Source organism: Candidatus Accumulibacter aalborgensis (genome assembly GCF_900089955.1).
Classification (GTDB): Bacteria; Pseudomonadota; Gammaproteobacteria; order Burkholderiales; family Rhodocyclaceae; genus Accumulibacter; species Accumulibacter aalborgensis.
In genome coordinates, this window is sequence record NZ_FLQX01000009.1 from 1 (window position 1) to 20813 (window position 20813).

15 protein-coding genes and 1 pseudogene are annotated in these 20813 nt (G+C 63.5%); 13 read left to right on the top strand and 3 right to left on the bottom strand.

The annotated features are described in order from the left end of the window. Window positions 1-65 precede the first annotated feature (65 nt). Window positions 66-500: pseudogene (locus ACCAA_RS01585) on the bottom strand (aminotransferase class I/II-fold pyridoxal phosphate-dependent enzyme); the annotation flags it as partial. Window positions 501-699: 199 nt separating this feature from the next. Continuing rightward, window positions 700-2538 carry a phosphoenolpyruvate carboxykinase (GTP) gene (locus tag ACCAA_RS01590; RefSeq protein WP_186405502.1) on the bottom strand — a complete coding sequence of 613 codons (1839 nt, stop codon included), beginning with the start codon at window positions 2536-2538 and terminating at the stop codon, window positions 700-702. 361 nt (window positions 2539-2899) lie between these two features. Here ACCAA_RS01590 and ACCAA_RS01595 point away from each other — a divergent pair, with 361 nt between their 5' ends. The 6 genes from ACCAA_RS01595 (at window position 2900) to prmC (ending at window position 11313) form a co-directional block, all read left to right on the top strand. Further along, window positions 2900-5200, top strand: coding sequence for an NADP-dependent malic enzyme (locus ACCAA_RS01595; protein ID WP_186405503.1), 2301 nt, complete (start codon window positions 2900-2902; stop codon window positions 5198-5200). A 117-nt stretch (window positions 5201-5317) separates the two neighbouring features. Then, window positions 5318-6451: a patatin-like phospholipase family protein gene (locus ACCAA_RS01600; protein ID WP_186405504.1), complete on the top strand. Its 1134-nt coding sequence runs from the start codon at window positions 5318-5320 to the stop codon at window positions 6449-6451. A 122-nt stretch (window positions 6452-6573) separates the two neighbouring features. Next, window positions 6574-7725, top strand: coding sequence for a D-alanyl-D-alanine endopeptidase (gene pbpG, locus ACCAA_RS01605; protein ID WP_186405505.1), 1152 nt, complete (start codon window positions 6574-6576; stop codon window positions 7723-7725). 232 nt (window positions 7726-7957) lie between these two features. Next, window positions 7958-9220, top strand: coding sequence for a glutamyl-tRNA reductase (hemA, locus tag ACCAA_RS01610; RefSeq protein ID WP_186405506.1), 1263 nt, complete (start codon window positions 7958-7960; stop codon window positions 9218-9220). Window positions 9221-9319: 99 nt separating this feature from the next. Beyond that, window positions 9320-10402: a peptide chain release factor 1 gene (gene prfA / locus ACCAA_RS01615; protein ID WP_186405507.1), complete on the top strand. Its 1083-nt coding sequence runs from the start codon at window positions 9320-9322 to the stop codon at window positions 10400-10402. A 77-nt stretch (window positions 10403-10479) separates the two neighbouring features. Continuing rightward, window positions 10480-11313 carry a peptide chain release factor N(5)-glutamine methyltransferase gene (gene prmC, locus ACCAA_RS01620; RefSeq protein WP_186405516.1) on the top strand — a complete coding sequence of 278 codons (834 nt, stop codon included), beginning with the start codon at window positions 10480-10482 and terminating at the stop codon, window positions 11311-11313. A 39-nt stretch (window positions 11314-11352) separates the two neighbouring features. On the opposite strand, the gene ACCAA_RS01625 is transcribed toward prmC, so the two are convergent. After that, window positions 11353-11994, bottom strand: coding sequence for a glycoside hydrolase family 19 protein (locus tag ACCAA_RS01625; RefSeq protein ID WP_186405508.1), 642 nt, complete (start codon window positions 11992-11994; stop codon window positions 11353-11355). A gap of 375 nt (window positions 11995-12369) precedes the next feature. Here ACCAA_RS01625 and ACCAA_RS01630 point away from each other — a divergent pair, with 375 nt between their 5' ends. The 7 genes from ACCAA_RS01630 to ACCAA_RS01660 all read left to right on the top strand — a co-directional run bounded on the left by ACCAA_RS01630 (window position 12370) and on the right by ACCAA_RS01660 (window position 20253). After that, window positions 12370-13662 carry a DUF2934 domain-containing protein gene (locus tag ACCAA_RS01630; RefSeq protein WP_186405509.1) on the top strand — a complete coding sequence of 431 codons (1293 nt, stop codon included), beginning with the start codon at window positions 12370-12372 and terminating at the stop codon, window positions 13660-13662. 82 nt (window positions 13663-13744) lie between these two features. Further along, window positions 13745-14080, top strand: coding sequence for an amine oxidase (locus ACCAA_RS01635; protein ID WP_186405510.1), 336 nt, complete (start codon window positions 13745-13747; stop codon window positions 14078-14080). Window positions 14081-14219: 139 nt separating this feature from the next. Then, window positions 14220-15203 carry a stage II sporulation protein M gene (locus ACCAA_RS01640; RefSeq protein ID WP_186405511.1) on the top strand — a complete coding sequence of 328 codons (984 nt, stop codon included), beginning with the start codon at window positions 14220-14222 and terminating at the stop codon, window positions 15201-15203. Beyond that, window positions 15193-16806, top strand: a complete 1614-nt coding sequence (locus ACCAA_RS01645) for a DUF4129 domain-containing protein (RefSeq protein ID WP_186405512.1) — start codon at window positions 15193-15195, stop codon at window positions 16804-16806. Before ACCAA_RS01640 ends, ACCAA_RS01645 begins: the two co-directional genes overlap by 11 nt. Then, window positions 16806-17939 (top strand): DUF4350 domain-containing protein, encoded by a 1134-nt coding sequence (locus ACCAA_RS01650; protein ID WP_186405513.1) that lies wholly within the window; start codon window positions 16806-16808, stop codon window positions 17937-17939. The genes ACCAA_RS01645 and ACCAA_RS01650 overlap by 1 nt, the downstream gene beginning before the upstream one ends. A gap of 10 nt (window positions 17940-17949) precedes the next feature. Continuing rightward, window positions 17950-18942 carry an AAA family ATPase gene (locus ACCAA_RS01655; RefSeq protein ID WP_186405514.1) on the top strand — a complete coding sequence of 331 codons (993 nt, stop codon included), beginning with the start codon at window positions 17950-17952 and terminating at the stop codon, window positions 18940-18942. Continuing rightward, window positions 18943-20253, top strand: a complete 1311-nt coding sequence (locus ACCAA_RS01660; RefSeq protein ID WP_186405515.1) for a DUF58 domain-containing protein — start codon at window positions 18943-18945, stop codon at window positions 20251-20253. It begins immediately after the preceding gene. Window positions 20254-20813 lie beyond the last annotated feature (560 nt).

Below are 20813 nucleotides of genomic sequence, written 5' to 3' on the forward strand. Positions count from 1 at the left end.
TTGCCCTTCTCGCCGCCAATTACTGCCGCCAGATTTATGCGGATTTACTCCGCCGGCAACACGTGGACAGGAATGCCGACGGGTACTCCCTCGAAGCTGCGCACGAAATTGCGGTTGCACGGATAACCGGGGTCGGTTAGCAGCCATTCGCTCTGGGGTTCGGCGAGGCAAGCCATGGCCAGCAGTAGCGCGCCCGAAGCACCGGCCGTCACGACGATGCGCGAAGGCGGCAGGGTGATTCCGTAACGCGTGGCGTAGAAGGCGGCAATTGCCCGGCGTAGTTCGGGCAGTCCGAGCGAGGGTGTGTAGAAGACGCGGCCGCTGGCGATGTGCGCTTGTGCTGCAGCCACAATCGGTTCTGGCGTCGGGAAGTCAGGTTCGCCGACTTCCATATGGATAATGTCACGCCCTTCGGCTTCCAGTGTCTTGGCGCGCGCCACCAACTCCATGACGTGAAAGGGAGCGATATCGGCAAGACGGCTGGCGGGGAAGGTGGCCATGATTGGGTGAAGAGTGGTTCAGGCGAAGCAGACAGTTTAACCACAAGGCTTGATTCAGGCGAAAAAAAAGCCGCCCGAAGGCGGCCTTTCTCGCACCAAACGGCCATGGCCGTTTCCCTCACCCCCGACCCCTCTCCCGCGGACGGGAGAGGGGAGATTCGAGAGTCGCCGAAGCGACTTTCATGGTAAGCACCGCTGCTCAGGCTGCCTGAAAGTCCTTTTCGAACTTGTTGCGCACATCTGCGAGTTGAGCCGGCAACTTGTCGCCCATTTTGCCGAACCAGTCCTTGACGCCTTCGAGTTCGCTTAGCCAGGCCTGCTTGTCAAGGCTGGTCACGCCGGCGAATTCTTCCTTGGAGAAATCGGTACCGGACCAGTCGAGATCCTCGTAGTTGGGCATCCAGCCAAGCGTGGTCTCGGTGGCCGAAGCTTTGCCTTCGCAGCGTTCGATGATCCACTTCAGGACGCGGGCGTTGTCACCAAAGCCGGGCCAGGCGAACTCGCCCTTCTCGTTCATGCGGAACCAGTTAACCATGAAGATCGGCACCGGCGTGTCGGTGACACTGCCCATCTTCAGCCAATGGCTATAGTAGTCGGCCATGTTGTAGCCGCAGAACGGCAGCATGGCGAACGGGTCGCGACGAACGACGCCCTGCTGGCCGAAGGCGGCAGCGGTGGTTTCGGAACCGAGCGTGGCGGCAGCGTAGACGCCGTGCTCCCAGTCAATGGTCTGGCAGACCAGCGGAACGGTCGACGCGCGACGGCCTCCGAACAGGAAGGCCGAGATGGGGACGCCTTCGGTGCTCTGCCATTGGTCGTCGATGCACGGGCACTGCGCAGCAGGCGCCGTGAAGCGGGAGTTCGGGTGCGCCGCCTTGGTGCCTTTTTCCTTGGCGATTTCCGGCGTCCAGTCGTTGCCTTGCCAGTCAATGGCGTGTGCCGGCGCCGGGCCCATGCCTTCCCACCACACATCGCCGTCGTCGGTCAGCGCGACGTTGGTGAAGATCGTGTTCTCGGCGAGCGAGGCCATGGCGTTGAAGTTGGTCTTGTCGTTGGTGCCCGGCGCAACGCCGAAGAAGCCAGCTTCCGGGTTGATCGCGTAAAGGCGCGTGACGCCGTCCTTGTCCTTGCGTGGCTTGATCCAGGCGATGTCGTCGCCGATGGTGGTGATCTTCCAGCCGCTCAGGCTCTGCGGAGGCACCAGCATGGCGAAGTTGGTCTTGCCACAGGCAGACGGGAAAGCGGCGGCAACGTAGCGCTTGTCGCCGGACGGCGATTCGACGCCGAGGATCAGCATGTGTTCGGCCAGCCAGCCGTCGTCACGCGCCATGTTGGAAGCGATACGCAGGGCCAGGCACTTCTTGCCGAGCAATGCGTTGCCGCCGTAACCCGAACCGTAGGACCAGATTTCACGGGTTTCGGGATAGTGCACGATGTACTTGGTGGTCGGGTTGCACGGCCAACGCGGATCCTTCTGACCCGGTTCCTTCGGTGCACCGATCGAATGCACGCACGGAACGAAGACGCCGTCGGTGCCGAGGACCGGGAAAACGTCCTTGCCCATGCGGGTCATGATGCGCATGTTAACCACCACGTAGGCGCTGTCGGTAATCTCGATGCCGATCTGCGCGATCGGCGAGCCGATCGGACCCATCGAGAACGGGATGACGTACATGGTGCGGCCCTTCATGCAGCCCTTGAACACGCCGCTGAGAATGCCACGCATCTTGGCCGGGTCTTCCCAGTTGTTGGTCGGGCCGGCGTCTTCCTTCTTCTCGGAACAGATATAGGTGCGGTCTTCGACGCGGGCCACGTCGGAAGGATCGGAAAAGGCCAGGAAGGAGTTCTTGCGCTTCTTCAACTTGACGAAGGTGCCGGCGTCGACCAACTCGGCGCAAAGACGGTCGTACTCTTCCTGCGAACCGTCGGCCCAGACCACTTGGGCAGGCTCGGTGAGTGCCGCAATTTCGGCAACCCATTGCTTCAGGCGTTCATGTTTGACGTAGTCGGGGGCGTTGATTGAAACAGTCTGGTTCATGGTAATCACTCTCGAAGGTGGGTAGAGCAGCGGAATTTACCGTGGTGCGGCGCGCGCGGTGCCGAGCCAGCGGGTTCGGGAAGCGGATTGGTCACCGACGGCGCTGGGGCGACGCGTCCGTCGTGTCTGGCGAGAAACAAGCCCGTGTCGGGGTATGGGGACAGCATGCTAGGAAGTGGTGCTACAAGGATGTGATGGTTTGTGTAATTATGCCACAGGTCCGAGCTGCATTAACGGTCCGTTGACAGGTGTCGTTTCGGCAAGACAGGCCTGAACGGGCACCTCGAGGCGGTCGCGGATTGACCGTTGGGGAGCCATCAGCAGCCGCTGAGGCAGGATATTCCGCCAGGAGAGTGTGAACATGAACAAAGACCAAGAACAGTTGCGTACCGCCGCGTTGTCCTACCATCGTAATCCGAGACCGGGCAAGATCTCGATCCAGCCGACAACGCAACTCACTAACCAGTACGACCTCTCGATGGCTTATTCGCCCGGTGTTGCGGCGGCCTGCGAAGAGATCGTCGCTTTTCCCGGCGAAGTCAGCACCCTCACATCGCGTGCCAATCTGGTCGGTGTCATTACCAACGGCACCGCCGTTCTCGGTCTTGGGGCAATCGGTCCGCTGGCTGCCAAGCCGGTCATGGAAGGTAAGGCGGTACTGTTCAAGAAGTTCGCCAATATCGACGTTTTCGACCTCGAAATCGACGAGCGTGACCCGGAGCGCCTGGTGGACATCATCGCTTCGCTGGAGCCGACCTTCGGCGGCATCAATCTCGAGGATATCAAGGCGCCAGAGTGCTTCTACGTCGAGAGGAAGCTGCGTGAGCGGATGAAGATTCCAGTCTTTCACGACGATCAGCACGGCACGGCGATCGTCGTCGGCGCCGCCGTCCTCAATGGACTGTTCCTTCAGGGCAAGGAACTCGATCAGGTGAAAGTCGTCACCTCGGGTGCCGGCGCGGCCGCACTCGCCTGCCTGGACCTGCTGGTCATGCTCGGTATCCCGGTCGAGCACATCTGGGTGACCGACATCAAGGGGCTGGTCTATGCGGGGCGCGTCGAGGAGATGGACGAAATCAAGGTGCGCTACGCAAAGGAGACCGATGCCCGCACGCTGGGCGAAGTCATTGCCGGTGCCGATGTTTTCCTCGGCCTGTCGGCTGGCGGTGTCCTCAAGCCAGAGATGGTGGCCACGATGGCGCCCTCGCCATTGGTCCTTGCGCTGGCCAACCCCAATCCGGAAATCAGGCCGGAAGACGTCAAAGCAGTGCGTAGCGATGCGATCATCGCCACCGGCCGTTCGGACTATCCCAACCAGGTCAATAACGTGCTGTGTTTCCCTTTCATTTTTCGCGGCGCACTCGATGTCGGCGCCAGTACGATCACCGAAGCGATGAAGCTGGCCGCCGTCAAGGCGATCGCCGAGCTGGCGCGCGTCGAGCAGTCGGAAATGACGGCCAAGGCGTACGGCGAACAGGTCGGCAATTTCGGTCCCGAGTACCTGATCCCGAATCCCTTCGATCCGCGCCTGATCAGCAGGATCGCGCCAGCCGTCGCCGAGGCGGCCATGGCATCCGGGGTGGCCACGCGGCCACTCAAGGACATCGAGGTCTACCGCGACAGTCTCGACGAATTCGTTTATCACTTTGGCCTGATCATGAAGCCGGTTTTCTCCCAGGCCAAGCAGGCGCCCAGACGGATCGTCTTTGCTGAAGGAGGCGACGAGCGCGTGCTGCGTGCCGTTCAAGTGATCGTCGATGAAGGGATCGCCAAGCCGATTCTGATCGGTCATCCGGGCGATATAACCCGCAAGCTTGAGGCTCTGAACCTGCGCGTGCGTCCAGGCGCTGATTTCGAGATCATTTGCGCCGACTACGGCGATTTTTTCGCGACCCATTTCGAGCCTTACTGGAAAGAATACCGCCGCCTGACCGAGCGCAAGGGCGTTTCGGCCGATTTTGCCCGGCGCGAGGTGCGCCGTCGTGCGACGCTGTTCGGCGCCATGATGGTGCGCATGGGCGACGCCGATGGCCTGATCTGTGGCACTTTCGGTCGTCATGCCGTGCATCGCGAGTACGTCGAGAATGTCATCGGTCTGGCGCCGGGGGCCAGCAATCTCTATGCCATGAGCGTGCTGCTGCTGCCGGATCGGACGCTGTTCATCGCCGACACCTACATCAACTTCGAACCGTCTGCCGAACAACTGGTCGACATGACCCTGCTGGCGGTCGAGGAAGTGCGTCGCTTCGGCGTGACGCCGCGGGTCGCCCTGTTGTCGCATTCGTCGTTTGGTTCCGAAAACACGCCGACCGCGTTGAAGATGCGCGAAACACTGCGCTTGTTGAAGCAGCGCGCACCGCGCCTCGAAGTCGAGGGCGAAATGCACGGTGATGCGGCGCTCGACGATCACATTCGGCAGCGGGTCTTTCCCGGCGACACGCGCCTCAAGGGGCAGGCCAACCTGCTGATCATGCCGACACTTGATGCGGCCAACATTTCGTTCAACCTGCTGAAAATCGCCTCCGGCGACAATCTCACCATTGGACCGATCCTGCTCGGCGCCGCCCAGCCGGTGAATATCCTGACGGCGACAGCGACCGCCCGGCGGATCGTCAACATGACGGCTCTGACGGTGGTCGAAAAATTGATGTACGAACGCTGAGCGCGCCGCTACGGAGTGACCGGCCAGCGCGCGTTTTCGAGGCGCTGGCCGGTCGGCTGATGATCGTCAGCAGGCTCTCTGACGCCGCGATCGGATACCGAAGATACTGAAGGCGGCATGGAAAACAGCAAGATTGCTCTCGTCCTTGGCGGAGGCGGTGCGCGCGCCGCGTATCAGGTGGGTGTTCTGGTGGCCATTCGCGAACTGCTTGGTGAGTCCACCCGGAACCCGTTTCCCATTCTCTGTGGTACCTCGGCCGGGGCCGTCAACGCGGCGACCCTGGCCTGTTATGCCCACAACTTCAGCGCCGCTGTCGACGCGCTGGCCGACGTCTGGCGCAACATGCACGCCAGCCACATCTATCGCGCAGACCCTCTCGGGATGGGTGTTGCCGGTGCTCGCTGGCTGGGCGCTTTGCTGGTCGGCTGGGCGATCAAACGCAGCCCGCGTTCACTGCTCGACAACCAGCCCTTGCGCAGACTACTCGAGCGACGGCTGGATTTTTGTAATATCGATCGCTCACTTGCCAAGGGCACCATTTACGCCGTCAGCCTTACTGCGTCGGGTTATGGTACCGGCGATAGCGTCAGCTTTTTCCAGGCCCATCCGGAGGTCACCAGTTGGCGGCGCGCCCAGCGTACCGGTTGTCGAGCACAGTTGACGATTGACCACTTGATGGCATCGAGCGCGATCCCCTTCATTTTTCCCGCCGTGCATCTCAATCGCGAGTATTTCGGTGACGGATCGATGCGCCAGTTGGCGCCGATCTCGCCGGCAATCCATCTCGGCGCGGAGAAAGTCATGATCATCGGCGTTGGGCAAATCGGCGAGGCGCCTCAGCGGCAAAGTTCCCGCCGCTACCCGACGCTGGCGCAGATTGCCGGACATGCGCTGGCGTCGATCTTTGTCGATAGCCTGGCGCTCGACGTCGAACGGATGGAGCGAATCAACCGAACGCTCGCCAGAATCCCGGTAGAGTTGCGCGAAGGTGGCGACGAGGCCTTGCGGCCAGTGCAGTCGCTGATCATCTCCCCGTCGGAGCGTCTCGACGCTCTCGCCGCGCGCCATGCCGGCGCCTTGCCTTGGGCGGTAAGAACACTGCTGCGAGGCCTGGGTGCGATGAACGCACGCGGCGGCGCGCTGACCAGCTACCTGCTCTTCGAAGAGGCCTATACCGGCGCCCTGATCGACCTCGGCTACAAGGACGCCATGGCTCGTCGGCACGAGATCGAAGCATTTCTTGAACTCTGAAGTAACCTGATGTGCTACATTACATAGTCTGGCTATTTCCTTATTTCTCATGATGTATCAGGGTTGTCTGGCGATCAGCTACGGTAGCGATGTGACCAATTGGATCATGCAGGAGGCTTGCAATGCGGATCATGCTGAAGGCGGTGGTGCTGGTCGGTGCTCTGGTAAGCACCGGATTGATGTCGATGGAAGCCGCGCAGGCGGTGGAGAAAGCAAAGGCCAAGGCCGTTCCGGCGGCGGCAAAAGGCAAGCCCCCAACGGGAGTCGGAAAGGCCAAGGTCGATCCTGTGGTCCAGAAGGCGGTGGCCAAACCGGTAGTCGCGAAGGGCAAGACTGGACCACAGGCTCGCCAACAGGCCAAAACCGTTTCGCTGGCTCGCCACAGCGCTGCACCGTTGGCGCACAAGGCAGCTCCCGCACATGGCAATGGCGGCTACTCGCACGTCGTTCATAAAAAGGGCGTCAACCGGGTTTTCGCCGGCAACGTGGATCTGTGGCAGGAACCCGGTCAGTTGGCCGTCCAGTCGGGGTCGGCGCTGGTCATTCCCCAGGACGGCGGCGAGCCGCTGTACGAAAAGAACGCCAACGCCGTCGTGCCGATCGCCTCGATCACCAAGGTGATGACCGCGATGGTTGTGCTTGACAGCCTGCCCAATCTGCAGGCCGCAATTACCATCAGCGACGAGGATGTCGATTACCTGCGCGGCAGTCGTTCGCGCCTTCAGGTAGGCACGGTGATCCCGCGCGAGACGGCTTTGCTGCTGGCGTTGATGTCCTCGGAGAACCGTGCCGCCAACGCCCTTGGTCGGCATTATCCAGGGGGCCTGCAAGCCTTTGTCGCGGCCATGAACCGCAAGGCGTCGTCACTGGGCATGAGCAGTTCGCACTTCGAGGATCCCACCGGGCTGAACAGCAACAACGTATCCACGGCGCGCGATCTCGCTCGTATGGTAGCTGCCGCGCATCGCTACCCCTTGATTCGGGAGTTCTCGACAACGTCAGGTGCCAGGGCGGAAGTGAAGGGCCGCGAGCTTGAGTTCCACAATACGAATCAGTTGGTCAGCAGCCCGACCTGGGAGATCGGCCTGTCGAAGACCGGCTACATTCAGGAAGCAGGCAAGTGCCTGGTCATGCAGGCGCGCGTCGCCGACAGGCCGGTGGTGATCGTGTTGCTTGATTCGGCCGGCAAACAGACCCGAATCGGTGATGCCATTCGAATCAAGCGTTGGATGGAGAGTGCATCGGCATCGAGCAGGTTGCCGACGCACGTCTGATTCAGGGTCTTGCCGATCGATGGCCACGGTACGCCGTGGCCATTTTTTTCGTGACACCCCAGTTCATGCTGCGCGCCGAATGGACCACGCCCAGGGATACTTCATCGGCAAGCCGGGGCCGGACGTGTATTGACCCGACAGTACCGGCCGCGGCCTTGCTCCGGGAGGGTGGGCGCGCCGGTGCTATAATCACCGCCGACCTACCACCTCACTTGCCCACCGTCGTTCGCGCATGGCGCTGTTTACCCTTGGTATCAACCACCACACGGCGCCACTCTCCGTTCGCGAGAAGGTGGCTTTTGACGCTGAGCGGGTGCAACAGGCCTTGGCCGACCTGACGCGCGGCAAACCCGTGCACGAGGCGGCGATTCTGTCGACCTGCAACCGGACCGAAGTCTACTTCGCCACCGAGGTGCCGGAGGCGGCTACCCAGTGGCTGGCCGACTATCATTGCCTGGCTCGCCACGAGATCGACCCCTACCTGTACATCCATCCCGAACGCGATGCGGTTCGTCACGCTTTTCGTGTCGCCAGCGGGCTCGATTCGATGGTTCTCGGTGAGCCCCAGATTCTCGGCCAGATGAAGGAAGCGGTGCGCTTCGCGGACGAGGCCGGGACGCTTGGGACGACCTTGCACAAGCTCTTTCAGCACGCCTTTGCGGTGGCCAAGGAAGTGCGCTCGACGACAGCGATTGGCGCCAATGTGGTCTCCATGGCTGCCGCTGCCGTGCGCCTGGCCGAGCAGATTTTCGAGCGAATTGCCGATCAGAAGGTCCTGTTCATTGGCGCCGGCGAGATGATCGACCTCTGTGCCAGGCACTTCTCGGCGCAACACCCGAAGCAGATCGTCATCGCCAACCGCACGGTTGAGCGTGGTCTTGCGCTGGCAGACCGTCTTGGCGGCACGGCGATAAAGCTCGAGGACCTCGCCGACCGCCTGGCGCAGTTCGATATCGTCGTTTCCTGTACCGCCAGTCAACTGCCGCTCATTGGCCTCGGTATGGTCGAGCGCGCCATCAAGGTCCGCCGCCACCGGCCAATGTTCATGGTCGATCTCGCGGTACCGCGCGATATCGAGGTTGAGGTCGGCGAACTCGACGACGTCTTCCTGTACACGGTGGATGATCTCGCGCAGGTGGTCGAGTTGGGACTCGAATCGCGCCAGGCCGCCGTTGTAGACGCCGAGGCGATCGTCGCCGAACGTGTCGACGGCTTCCTGCGCTGGTTGGCAACGCGTGGTACAGTGCCGGTCATTCGTTCCCTGCGTGATGCCGCAGAACGTGCACGCCGGCATGAGATGGAGCACGCGCTGAAGTTGCTGGCCAAAGGGATAGACCCGGTGCGAGTCCTCGACCAGTTCTCGCACCGCTTGACCAACAAGTTCCTGCACGCACCAACGCAGGCACTGGCCTTGGCCGACGCCGACCGAGAAGAGTTCCAGGCCCTGGTCTCACGGCTGTTCCACCTGCATGCGGATGCTCACCTCGGCGAGTAGTGGACCCCGGTGGACCTTGGCGGCCTTTGGCGACGGACTCCGACTCGTTGAATGTTATCCCCCGCCTGCGCGCACTTTGGAGCCAAAAACGAGTTGCCCATGAATCAGAGTATTTGCGACAAACTTGAGCATCTGACCGGTCGTCTCGACGAACTCGACCGCATGCTGGCCAGTGGCGAAGCGACTCGCGACATGGACGAATACCGCCGTCTGTCGCGCGAGCATGCCGAACTCGGTCCCGTGGTTGCCCTCTACCGGACGTGGCGGCAGGTCCAGGCCGACCTGGACGCAGCGCTCGAGATGCTGGTCGACCCCGAGATGAGGGAACTGGCCGAAGTGGAAGTTGCGGTGACCCGGGAGCGCCTGCCGCAGATCGAGGAGGAACTGCAGAAGCTGCTGCTGCCGAAAGACGCCAAGGACGAGCGCAATGTCTTCCTTGAGATCCGCGCCGGCACGGGCGGCGACGAATCGGCGTTGTTTGCCGGTAATCTGTTTCGCATGTATACGCGCTACGCCGAGCGCCGGCGCTGGCAAGTCGAAGTCATCTCGGCGAGCACTTCGGATGTCGGAGGTTACAAGGAGGTCATTGCCCGCCTGGTCGGCAATGGTGTCTACGCGCGGCTCAAGTTCGAATCTGGCGGCCATCGCGTGCAGCGTGTTCCAGATACCGAGACGCAAGGCCGCATCCATACGTCGGCGTGTACCGTGGCGGTGATGCCCGAGGCCGATGCGCTTGAGGAGGTGCAGATCAACCCGGCCGACATTCGGGTCGACACCTATCGCGCTTCGGGGGCGGGCGGGCAGCACATCAACAAGACCGACTCGGCGGTACGGATCACGCACTTGCCGACCGGCATCGTCGTCGAATGCCAGGACGACCGATCGCAGCACAAGAACAAGGCGCAAGCGATGTCCGTGCTGGTCGCGCGCATCAAGGACATGCAGGAGCGCGAGCAGCACGCCCACATCGCCTCGGCGCGTAGGGACCTGATCGGCAGTGGCGACCGTTCCGAGCGAATTCGAACCTACAATTTTCCGCAGGGGCGAGTCACCGACCACCGCATCAACCTGACGCTGTACAAGATAGAGGCGATCATGGAAGGCGACCTCGACGAACTCCTCGGTGCACTGACCGCTGAGCATCAGGCGGATCAACTGGCAATGCTCGCCGAGAGCGAGTGATACCCGCGCCAAAATCGGCCGGGCAGTTGCGCGCTTTTTCTTCGCGGCGCTGCTGCGAGATGCTCAGGCGCGAGGCGATGAACATCGGCGATGCCTGGCTTGCGGCCAGGCAGGTCGTTGATCGCCTTGACGCACGGCTACTCGTCGAGCATGTAGCCGCTTGCAGGCATGCCGACCTGATTACCGACCCACGGCGAGCCTTGTCGGCAGACCAGTTTGCCTCCCTCGATGCGCTCGTCAGACGCCGTGCAGGCGGCGAGCCTCTGGCCTATCTGCTCGGTTGCGCACCATTCCATGGGCTCGACTTCCTGGTCACCCCTGACGTTCTCATTCCCCGTCCCGAAACGGAATTGCTCGTCGAACTTGCGCTGGAACGTTTGCAGTCACTGCCTGGGGCCAGCGTCCTTGATCTCGGCACCGGCTGCGGCGCGGTCGCGGTCAGTATCGGACATCGGTGTCCGGCGGCGCTGGTCACGGCGGTCGACCTGTCGCCGGCAGCACTTGCAGTGGCCAGCCGCAATGCTAGTAGGCACGCGGTCGACGCCAGATTTCTGGCCGGGGACTGGTACGCGCCGCTGGGCAATGACCGTTTTCATCTGATCGCGGCCAACCCGCCGTATGTCGCCCATGGCGACCCGCATCTGCTGCACGACGGGCTGCCCTTCGAGCCGCAAATGGCGCTCACCGACGGTGTCGCTGGCGGCGACGGGCTGGCCTGCATCCGCATCATCGTCGGCGGTGCTGCGGCGCATCTGGTGCCGGGCGGCTGGCTATTGATCGAGCACGGCTACGATCAGGCCGCAAGAGTGCGCCATCTGTTGCATCGGGAAGCGTTTTCCGAGGTGGCCTCCTGGCCGGATCTGTCGGGCATAGAACGAGTCAGCGGCGGCCGCCGACCCTCTGCCGGCTGAGCGAGACGGCACGGCGGTGGGAAATACCGACGTCTCGGTTCATTTCCACACCGCCTTGGTGCGCTTGGTCCATTCAAGGCGCTCGGCGAGACCGATCAGCCCCCCGTTGATGGCGCGCGTGATGCGTCGGATGTCGTCCTGATCGGCCAGGGGATTGCATCCTTTGGCGACCCATTCCGAGGCCGCAACGGCCAGGCACCACTGTGCGCCGATCACATCATCGGGCGCGGCGACGAAGTCGGGCGCTGTGGGGTTCTCCCGGCGCAGGATGGTCGTCGCCTCCTGGTAGCTGTTCCTGCCGGTCAGTTGCAACAGGCCGCGCCCGCGATAGGTGAAGCCGTCATCGGGAGCACTGTTGCCCATGCGCGCGCCATAGACTTCGTTGGCCAGCTTTTGCGGGTTATGGGCATAGGCGGCGGGATTGAGTGGCCCCTTGGGCTGAAAGCGCGACGGCCAGACCTTGGCCAAGCGTTCAGGGCTGTAGTTGAGGTTCTCGAACTGAATCGCGAGGCCGCCGGATTCGTGCAGTACCTGGGCCATGAAATGGGCCAGGCGCAGTGGCGTCGCTGAAATCCTGTGCTCGTCCAGAACCGCCTGGCCATTCTGGAAAGCGTCGCGATAGCTTGAACGCGCGTTGGGAGCGAGGTGAAGGACTTGCGCTAGGCTGAGGCTCACGGTCATTGGGAGATTCCTCCGGAAGTGGTTGCTTGGCTGTTCGTCGTTCGGCCATGTTTGGCCACGCTGCAAGACAGGAAGTTCAACACGCCGAAAGTCCTCGGACCAGGGCCTGGTCGCTGCCCAGCGTGCATCTCGAAGCTGTCCTGTCGGCTGGCCAGCCTGGTCCTTTGCCGATCGATCCTTGATCATCTCAGTAGCGGCGGCCGCCCCACCTGATCAGGTCGCTGCGGTTCTTTACTTCCGACCCATGCGTGCCCATAATCTGCCCCGTGCTGTCGATGTTGCAGGTTTCCCGCCACAGGACATGCAAGGATCCTGCTCACTTAGAAGCCCCAGTCTGCGCTGGGGCTTTTGTCATTTGAGAACGGCGGTAAATATATGATCTTCTCACTGTTAACCTTTGCCTCGGCGTTCTTGATCGAGGCACTCGGAACATGGATTTCAATAATCGGTCTATCGAGCCTCTTCAGCGCCGATCCCATCATCATTGCTTTGGCGGCAGTGCTGGACTTTGGTAAGGTGGTCACCGTTTCCTTCCTGTACAAGCGGTGGGGCACGGCACCCCGGATGCTCAGGATGTACATGATTCTGGCCACTGCCGTGTTGATGGCCATCACCTCTGCCGGTGCGTTTGGGTATCTCTCCGCCGCTTTCCAGGGAGCGATCAAGGATACGAAGCAGCAACAAATCCTGGTGGCCGCAAGCGTCGAAGAGAAAGCAAGACTGGAGACGCGCAAGAGGGAGATCGATGCCCAGATAGCCAATCTTCCCGCACACATGGTCAGCGGACGTCAAAAGCTCATCGCTGCCTTCAAAGGTGAAGCGGACCGCATCAACCTGCGTCTACGGCAATTGGACGCGGAACTGCCAAAGATACGGGCGCAGCAGATCACCATCAACACGCATGCCGGACCCATAGTCTACGTTGCACAGGCATTCGACGTGTCAGTGGAGCAGGCGATCAAGTACGTGATCCTGGTCATCATCTTTGTCTTTGACCCTCTGGCCATCGCGCTTCTAGTCGCTGGCAACTTCCTGTGGGAGACGCGTGCACGAGAACAGCCGGTGCCGGCGAAGGCATTTGTGCAACCCGACCAGGCTGTGCCGCAAGAATCCCGCGTTGACCTTGCCGAAGCAACGCCAGGCGCTTCACCCACCGAAGCGGCGCGCCCGGTCGGGGCAGCCAGCGACGAAACAGCCGAAGACAGTGCCCCGATTGATGCTGAAGTGGCACCACCACCGGTTCAGCCTGCAACAGAGCAGAATCCGAGCGAGCAACCCGGAGTTCAGCCATCTGAATCAATAAGCTTGGCCAAAGTTGACGTGGACCTTGCAGACGTCAAGATGAAGATTGGAATCACGGCCGATGAGCAAATACTTTGCATCCGAGATCTGGAGCAAGCGATTCGTGAGAAAGCGTACTACATCGCCGAGAAGCGTGAATTCAAGAACGGCGCACCTGCTGACGACTGGGTTCTGGCAGAGAACGAGATCGATAAAGATCCACACCCAGAGATCCGTACACCGCCCATTGATGGCCGCCCCCCACTCACGCCAGCGACGAGGCGTGGCCAAGGTGGGCACACAGCTTCGCCCGACCCAGTAGGGCGCGTTCTGTCAACGTCACAGCCCGATACACGGGCTTACACGACTGCTGACATCTCCCAGTGACTGACGGCGTTATTCGCTTCAAGGTGCTGCAATATCGCAGCACCGAAAAAGCAAGAATTCACCTCACCCAAGGAGATTCAAAATGTTGAAGACCGTGATCGCCCTCGTTGTTGCCGCTGGTTTTGCTTCCACCTCTTTTGCGCAGACGGGCACCCCCGTTCCGGCCCCCGCTGCCAAGGCCACAATGCCAGCCCCCGCGGGTGTCGAGAAGAAGGTTGAAGCACCGAAGGCTGCCGAACCGATGAAGGCCGAACCGATGAAGGCCGAAGCGTCGAAGACTGTCGCACCGGCGACGATGGAAACTGCGAAGACCGAAACCCCGAAAGCAGCAACGCATCCTGCCAAGGCCAAGAAGCATGGCACAAAGGCCGTCAAGACCGAGACGAAGCCGGCAGCAGACACTCCCGTGACCAAGTAATCGAGATTTTTTCCGCGTCGCAACAAGCCCTCAGGCGGAAGCCTGGGGGCTTGTTGCTTTCTGGCGTTCGGGCTTGCAGCCTTGCCCTTTGCCGGTGAATCCTTCATCATGCCTCGCGTTATCTGGAAGGCATCGTACCGTGAAGGAACGCCAATACATCGCTCGCCGTGCGTCGGAATGGGAGGCCTGGGATCGCTGGCTGGCGCCGGGCAGCAAGAGTCGTATCGGCACGCGCGAGGAGGCGGACGCGATCAGCGCCACCGACCTGGCGCACCGCTTCCGCCGCCTTTGCCATGACCTGGCGCTGGTCCGCGACCGGCACTACTCGGCGGCCATCGGCGAGGACCTGCAGCGGCGGGTGCTGGCCGTCCATCAGCGCATTTACGGCGCCGGCAAGCCCGAAGGCCATGGCCTCCTGCGTTTCTTCGCCGCCGGCTTGCCGGTGCTGGTACGCAGCGAATGGCCGCTCGTGCTTGCCGCGCTACTGCTGTTGTTCGTGCCCTTGCTGGCAATGCTCGCTGCTATTCAGGTCTGGCCGGACAGCGCCTTTCTGCTCCTCTCGCCGGAGACCGTGAGCGAAATAGAGGACATGTATTCGCCCACGGCGCGTCATCTGGGACGTCCGCGCACGGCCTCGAGCGCGTGGGCCATGTGGGGTTTCTACATCGCCAACAACGTGCGCATCGATTTTCAGGCCTTCGCCGGGGGCGTCGCTTTTGGCCTGGGAACGGTTTTTTACCTGCTCTATAACGGGCTCTTCATCGGCGCGATTGCCGGTCACCTGACGCAGATCGGCTTCGTGTCGACCTTTTGGGGCTTCGTCGCCGGCCACAGCGCTTTCGAGCTTACCGGCGCCGTTCTCTCGGGTGCTGCCGGGCTCAAACTGGGTCTGGCACTGGTGGCCCCGGGACGCCGGACGCGCCTGGCAGCGCTCAAGGCGAACAGCCTGGTGGCGGTGCAGTTGCTCTATGGCGCTGCCGGGTTGACTTTTCTGGCCGCTTTCATCGAGGCCTTCTGGTCGCCTCTGCGCGACGTTCCGCTGGCGATCAAGGTCGGCGTCGGCGTCGTTCTCTGGTCGCTCACCGGCGCCTACCTGCTGCTCGCTGGACGCCGTGCGGCCTGAGGCGATCGCCGTCATCCTGCGCCGCCGCAACCCATGGGAGGCTCTGGATCTCGGTCACGCGATGCTGCGCGCCTGGGCACGGCGGGTCTACGGTGCCTGGTTGGTCACCTACTGGCCGGCCGGCATGGCGATCTCGCTGTTGCTCTGGTCGTCGCCGGAATACGTCATGTTCATCCTCTGGTGGCTGAAACCGCTGTTCGACCGGGTGCTGCTCCACGTCTGCAGCCGCTCGGTGTTGGGCAACGAGAGCGGCGTTCGCGACGTGCTGCGCGAGCTGCCGCGGCTCTGGCGCGCTCCGGGCGTGCTCTCGGGCCTGAGCCTGCGCCGCTTCAGCCTGGCGCGCTCGTTCCTGCTGCCCGTCTGGCAACTCGAGGAACAGCGCGGCGCTGCCGCGCGCGCGCGTTTCCGACTGCTCTCGCGGCGTTACCGGGGTTACGCCGTCTGGCTGACCTTTTTTTGCGCCAACATTTCCACCGTGCTCCTGTTCGCCATCCTGATCACGGCGCTGGCCTTGGCGCCGGGGGATAGTCAGAATCTGTCGCTCGGGCAGTGGTTTGGCGGCGACGTTTCAAGCGGGCAGCACCTGGTGAGCAACGTCGCTTTCATGCTCGCCGAAACCGTCGTCGAACCACTCTACGTCGCCTCGGGGCTGGCGCTCTACCTGAACCGGCGCAGCGAACTCGAAGCCTGGGACATCGAGCAGGGCTTGCGCCGCCTGGCGGATCGGCAAGCGGCGCAAGCGGTGAACGAGGTGAATTCGACAGCTTCGGCGCCGCCCGCACCCACTCACCTGCTGTCGGCTCTCGCGTTCCTGTGCTTCTGCCCGCTGCTTCTGCCATCGCCGGCTGTGGCAGAGGAGTGGCAAGCAGCGCCCGTAAGTTCCACGTCGCCCGAGCGGCCTGACGCCAAGCCCGTAGACGATGAGCTGGCAGGACTTGCTGGCCAGGCACTGGCCAGCCACGCAGGGCCACGCAGTGCGGCCAGGCAGGTGATCACCGCCGTTCTTGCCGATCCGGTGTTCGGGCAGGACAAGGACGACTGGACCTGGCGCTGGCGCCGGCAGACAGCAGGGCCCGCTAGCAACGACGGGCGTGAGTCGCTCCAGGTGCTCGGCAAGGCCGTCGAACTCTTGGCCCAGGTGCTCACGGTCAGCGCCTGGATCCTTGCCGGTCTCGGCCTGGCGGCGGCCATTTTCGTGCTCATCCGTTACCGGGAACGCCAGCGCGGGGCGACGGTGCAGGCCGGACCACAGTTCCTGTTCGGCCTCGACCTGCGTCCTGATTCGCTGCCGACCGACGTGGCGGCGGCCGCGCGTGCGGCTCTGACCGCTGGCCGCATCGTCGAGGCGCTGAGCCTGCTCTACCGGGGGACTCTGGTGGCTCTGATCGAGGGCCCCCGGATCGAGTTCGCCTGTGGCGACACCGAGAGCGATTGTCTGCGCCGCGTCGCCGGGCGGCTGCCGGCGGCGGCGGAACGCTGTTTCGCCGCGATCGTCGACGCCTGGGGACTGGCCGCGTACGGCCGCTTGCCCGTGCCGGTCGCCACGGTAGAGCAGATCCTGGCAGCCTGGGAGCTGAACTTCGGCAACGGAGTGGCGCGCTGATGACCCGACGCGTCGCCTGGACGTCGGTGCTGGTGCTTGCCGCGCTGACGCTGCTCGCCGTCTGGCTGATGATCGACGTCGAACGGGTGCCGGTGCACAGTCGCGAGCCGCCGCAGAGCGAGGCCAGACGCAATCCCTGGCTGGCTCTTGAGCGCTTCACTGCGCACATGGGTGGCCATCTAACGCGCGCCTCCGATGCGCGCATCCTCGACCGTCTGCCGGCCGGCGGCACGCTGTTCCTGGATCGTCAACGGGCCCATCTGCTGCCGGCCGAACGCTTGCGCCGGCTGATCGCCTGGGTCGAGGACGGCGGCTACCTGATTGCCGTCGCCGAACTTCCGGGCGTGGCCGATCCGCTGCTCGACAGCCTCGGGGTGAGACGGACCGAGCCGTCGCCGTCGGCCCCGGAAGACATGCCACGTGTTGTCCAGGTGACGCTGCCCGGTGCGGCGCGGCCGCTGGCGCTGGAGGCCAGTTGGTCTGTGCTCAAGGCCGGCGAGCGCCAGCCCGCGTGGACGGCGAGCCAGAGCGGTCGCGGTGAGCAGTGGCTGCATTTTGGCATCGGGCGCGGCCAGATCACGGTGGCTACCGCCCTCGACGACCACTTGAGCAATCGGCATATCGGCGAGAGGGATCATGCCGAGCTGTACTGGTCGCTGCTCAGCCGTTACGATCGATCGCCGCAACCGCAGGTCCTGCTGCTGTCGCGTCTGCAAATGCCGACTCTACTGGAATGGATCTGGGCGAACGCCCGTGCTGCGTGCATCGCTGCGGCGGTGCTGCTCGGCCTGTGGCTGTGGCGCATCGTGCCGCGCTTTGGCAGCACCTTGCCCGATGCGCCGCCGGTACGCCGTGAATTGCGCGAACACCTGGCCGCAGTCGGCCGCTACCAGTGGCGCTCCGGCGCCCTGGCGGCCCTGCTGCTGCCGGCGCGCGAGCACTTCCGCAGCCGTTTGGCGCTGCGCCAGCCAATGATCGCTGTGCTGCCCGCCGCCGCGCAAGCGGCGGCGCTGGCGGCGCTCTGCCAGCGGCCGGCAGTGCGCATCGCCGCTGCCCTCGACGGAGCAGCCGAGACGCCGCACGCTTTCACCGATACCCTGCGCATGCTGCGCAACCTGGAAGGTGACCTCTGAGATTCTCGCCATGAACAACACACCCGCTCGCGTCCTTACGGAAGACAAGCTGCAGCAGGCGCGTCAATTGCTCGATGCGCTGCGCTCCGAACTGGCCAGGGCGGTGATCGGCCAGCGCGCGGTCGTCGACCAGGTGCTGATCGGCCTGCTCGCCGACGCGCATGTGCTGATCGAGGGCGTTCCCGGCCTCGGCAAGACTCTGCTGGTCAAAGCGCTGGCCCGGACTTTCGGCGGCCAGACCGCACGCATCCAGTTCACCCCCGACCTGATGCCCTCCGATGTCGTCGGCCATACGCTTTTCGATGCAGCGACGGCACGTTTCGTGACCCGCCAGGGGCCGGTGTTCACCCATCTGCTGCTTGCCGACGAGATCAACCGGGCACCGGCCAAGACGCAATCGGCGCTGCTCGAAGCGATGCAGGAGAGGCAGGTGACGCTCGACGGCAATACCTCGCCCTTGCCGCGTCCGTTCATGGTCCTGGCGACGCAGAATCCGATCGAGCAGGAAGGCACCTACCCGCTGCCGGAAGCGCAACTCGACCGTTTTCTGCTCAAGATCCGCATCGACTACCCGAGCGAGGACGAGGAAGTGGCACTTACCCGGCAGGTCACGCAAGCGAAGACCGGCGCTGACCTCGACGTCGAGGCCGTGACGACGCTGATCCAGCCGGCAACGGTGGCCGGGCTGCAGCAATGGGCGGCGCACGTCACCCTTGACGAGCGGGTCATCGCCTATGCGGTAGCCATCGTGCGCGCCAGTCGCGAGACGCCGGGCTTGGCCCGCGGCGCCGGCTCGCGTGGCCCGATCGCGCTGGTCCGCGCGGCGCGGGCACGGGCGCTGATCGCCGGGCGGGGATTCGCCACCCCGGACGATATCAAGGCCGTTGCCCTGCCGGCCTTGCGCCACCGGCTGACGCCGGCGGCTGAGGCCGAGATCGACGGGCTCAGCGCCGACGACCTGCTGCGCTCGCTGCTCGAACGCGTCCCGGCGCCGCGCTTCTAAATGCTCCTTCCCGACCGTCGGCTGCTGATCGTCGCTGGCCTGTGGCTGCTTATGGCTCTGGCGGTTGCCGTCGTGCCGGCTCTGCAAGGCCTCTGGCAGGCGGCTGGCGCGACCCTGCTGGGAGTGGCAGTAGCCGACGCGATTGCCGGGCGGCAACGCTGCGGCCGCGTCGCCGTGCGCCGTGAACTCCCGCACACCATGCCCGTCGGCACCTGGCAAACGGTCGGCCTGCACCTCTACAGCGCAAGAGGTGGGGCGACCGGTTGCTTGCACGACGGTCATCCGGCCTCCTTCGTCAGTCAGGGCCTGCCGCTCGACTTTTTCCTCCAGCAGGGGGGCTGGTGGCGTTCCTCGTACCGTCTCCTGGTCAGCGAACGCGGACGGCAGGTGTTCGGCGACCTCACCCTGCGCTGTTCTTCACCGTTGCGTCTTTGGCTGGTGCAGGAGACCGTCGCCGCGCGCGCCGAGGTGCGCGTTTTCCCCAACTTTGCCCGCATCGCGCATTACACGCTGCTGGCGACCGACCACCGCCTGTCGCAGATCGGCATCGTGCAGCGCCGGCGGCGAGGCGCGGGAATGGAATTCCAGCAATTGCGCGACTACCGCCAGGACGACTCACCGCGGCAGATCGACTGGAAAGCGAGCGCGCGCGTCGCTCGTCTGATCGCTCGCGAGTACCAGGATGAACGCGACCAGCAGATCGTCTTGCTGCTCGATTGCAGCGTGCGGATGCGCGCCAGGGACGGTGATCTGTCGCATTTCGACCACACCCTGAACGCCCTGCTGTTGCTGGCCTGGGTCGCCCTGCGGCAGGGCGACGCCGTCGGACTGGCGACCTTCGGCCATCCACGGCCGCGCGTGCTGCCGCCTGCCAAGTCGGTGGCCAGGGTAAATGCGTTGATGAGCGCGGTGTACGATTTGCAGCCGTCGCTGCAGGTGCCCGATTACCTGGCCGCCGGCGAGACGCTGAGCCACCACTTGCGCAAGCGCGCTCTGGTCATCCTGGTCACCAACCTGCGCGACGAGGACGACGACACGCTGCGGCCGGCCGTGACGCAGTTGCGGCGCCGCCACGCGCTGACCGTCGCCAGCCTGCGCGAGCCGGTGCTCGACGAGTTGCTGGCTGCACCGGTTGGCGATTTCGACGCCGCCCTGACCCGAGCGGCCGGCCTCGAATACCTGCAGGCGCGGCGACGGCAGATCACCCGCCTCGGTCACTGCGGCGCGCAGATCCTCGACGTCAGCCCGCGGCAGTTGCCGGTCGCGCTGATCAATCACTATTGGGCCAGAAAGCGCGCGGGCGCGTTATAGTATTTATCGGGAGGAGCTGGCGATCAGTCCGCCGGTGGTGTGGGAGGAGCAGCGCCGGCGGATCGGTGTCACTGGCGAGGAGCCGTAGCCGGCCTGATCGCGGCCGCATTCCACATCATGCGGAGTGGTTACCAGCAATGGCCGTCTGCCGTCTACCGGTCAGTCCGGCATGAACTTCGGCGTTTCGGCCTCAGCGAGCAGTAGCGGGGGAATGCCGGCAGTTCGCCTACGTCCGCTCTGCGGAAGCAGCGGTCAACGGGTGCTATCGGCCCGGAAGATACGGTGGAGAAGTCTGCCGAAAGTAGTCATTGAAGCGGCCTCGGTGTATGCTATCGACTTAGCCTGCGAACTGCCGCTTTTCACGATTTTTTAATGCTGTATAGAATCAGCACACATAGGGCGCAGAGCCTGTTGCGGTAAGGCTTCCAGCGTTCCGAGCGACGCCGAGTTAGGGAGCGGGCGCCGGAGTTATGCAGCAAAACTGCTCCCTATAACAAAGTTGAACTAAACCGCTGGCGCGGTGGTGGGAAGGCCGACCGCCGCGTTGTTGTTTCTGGAGG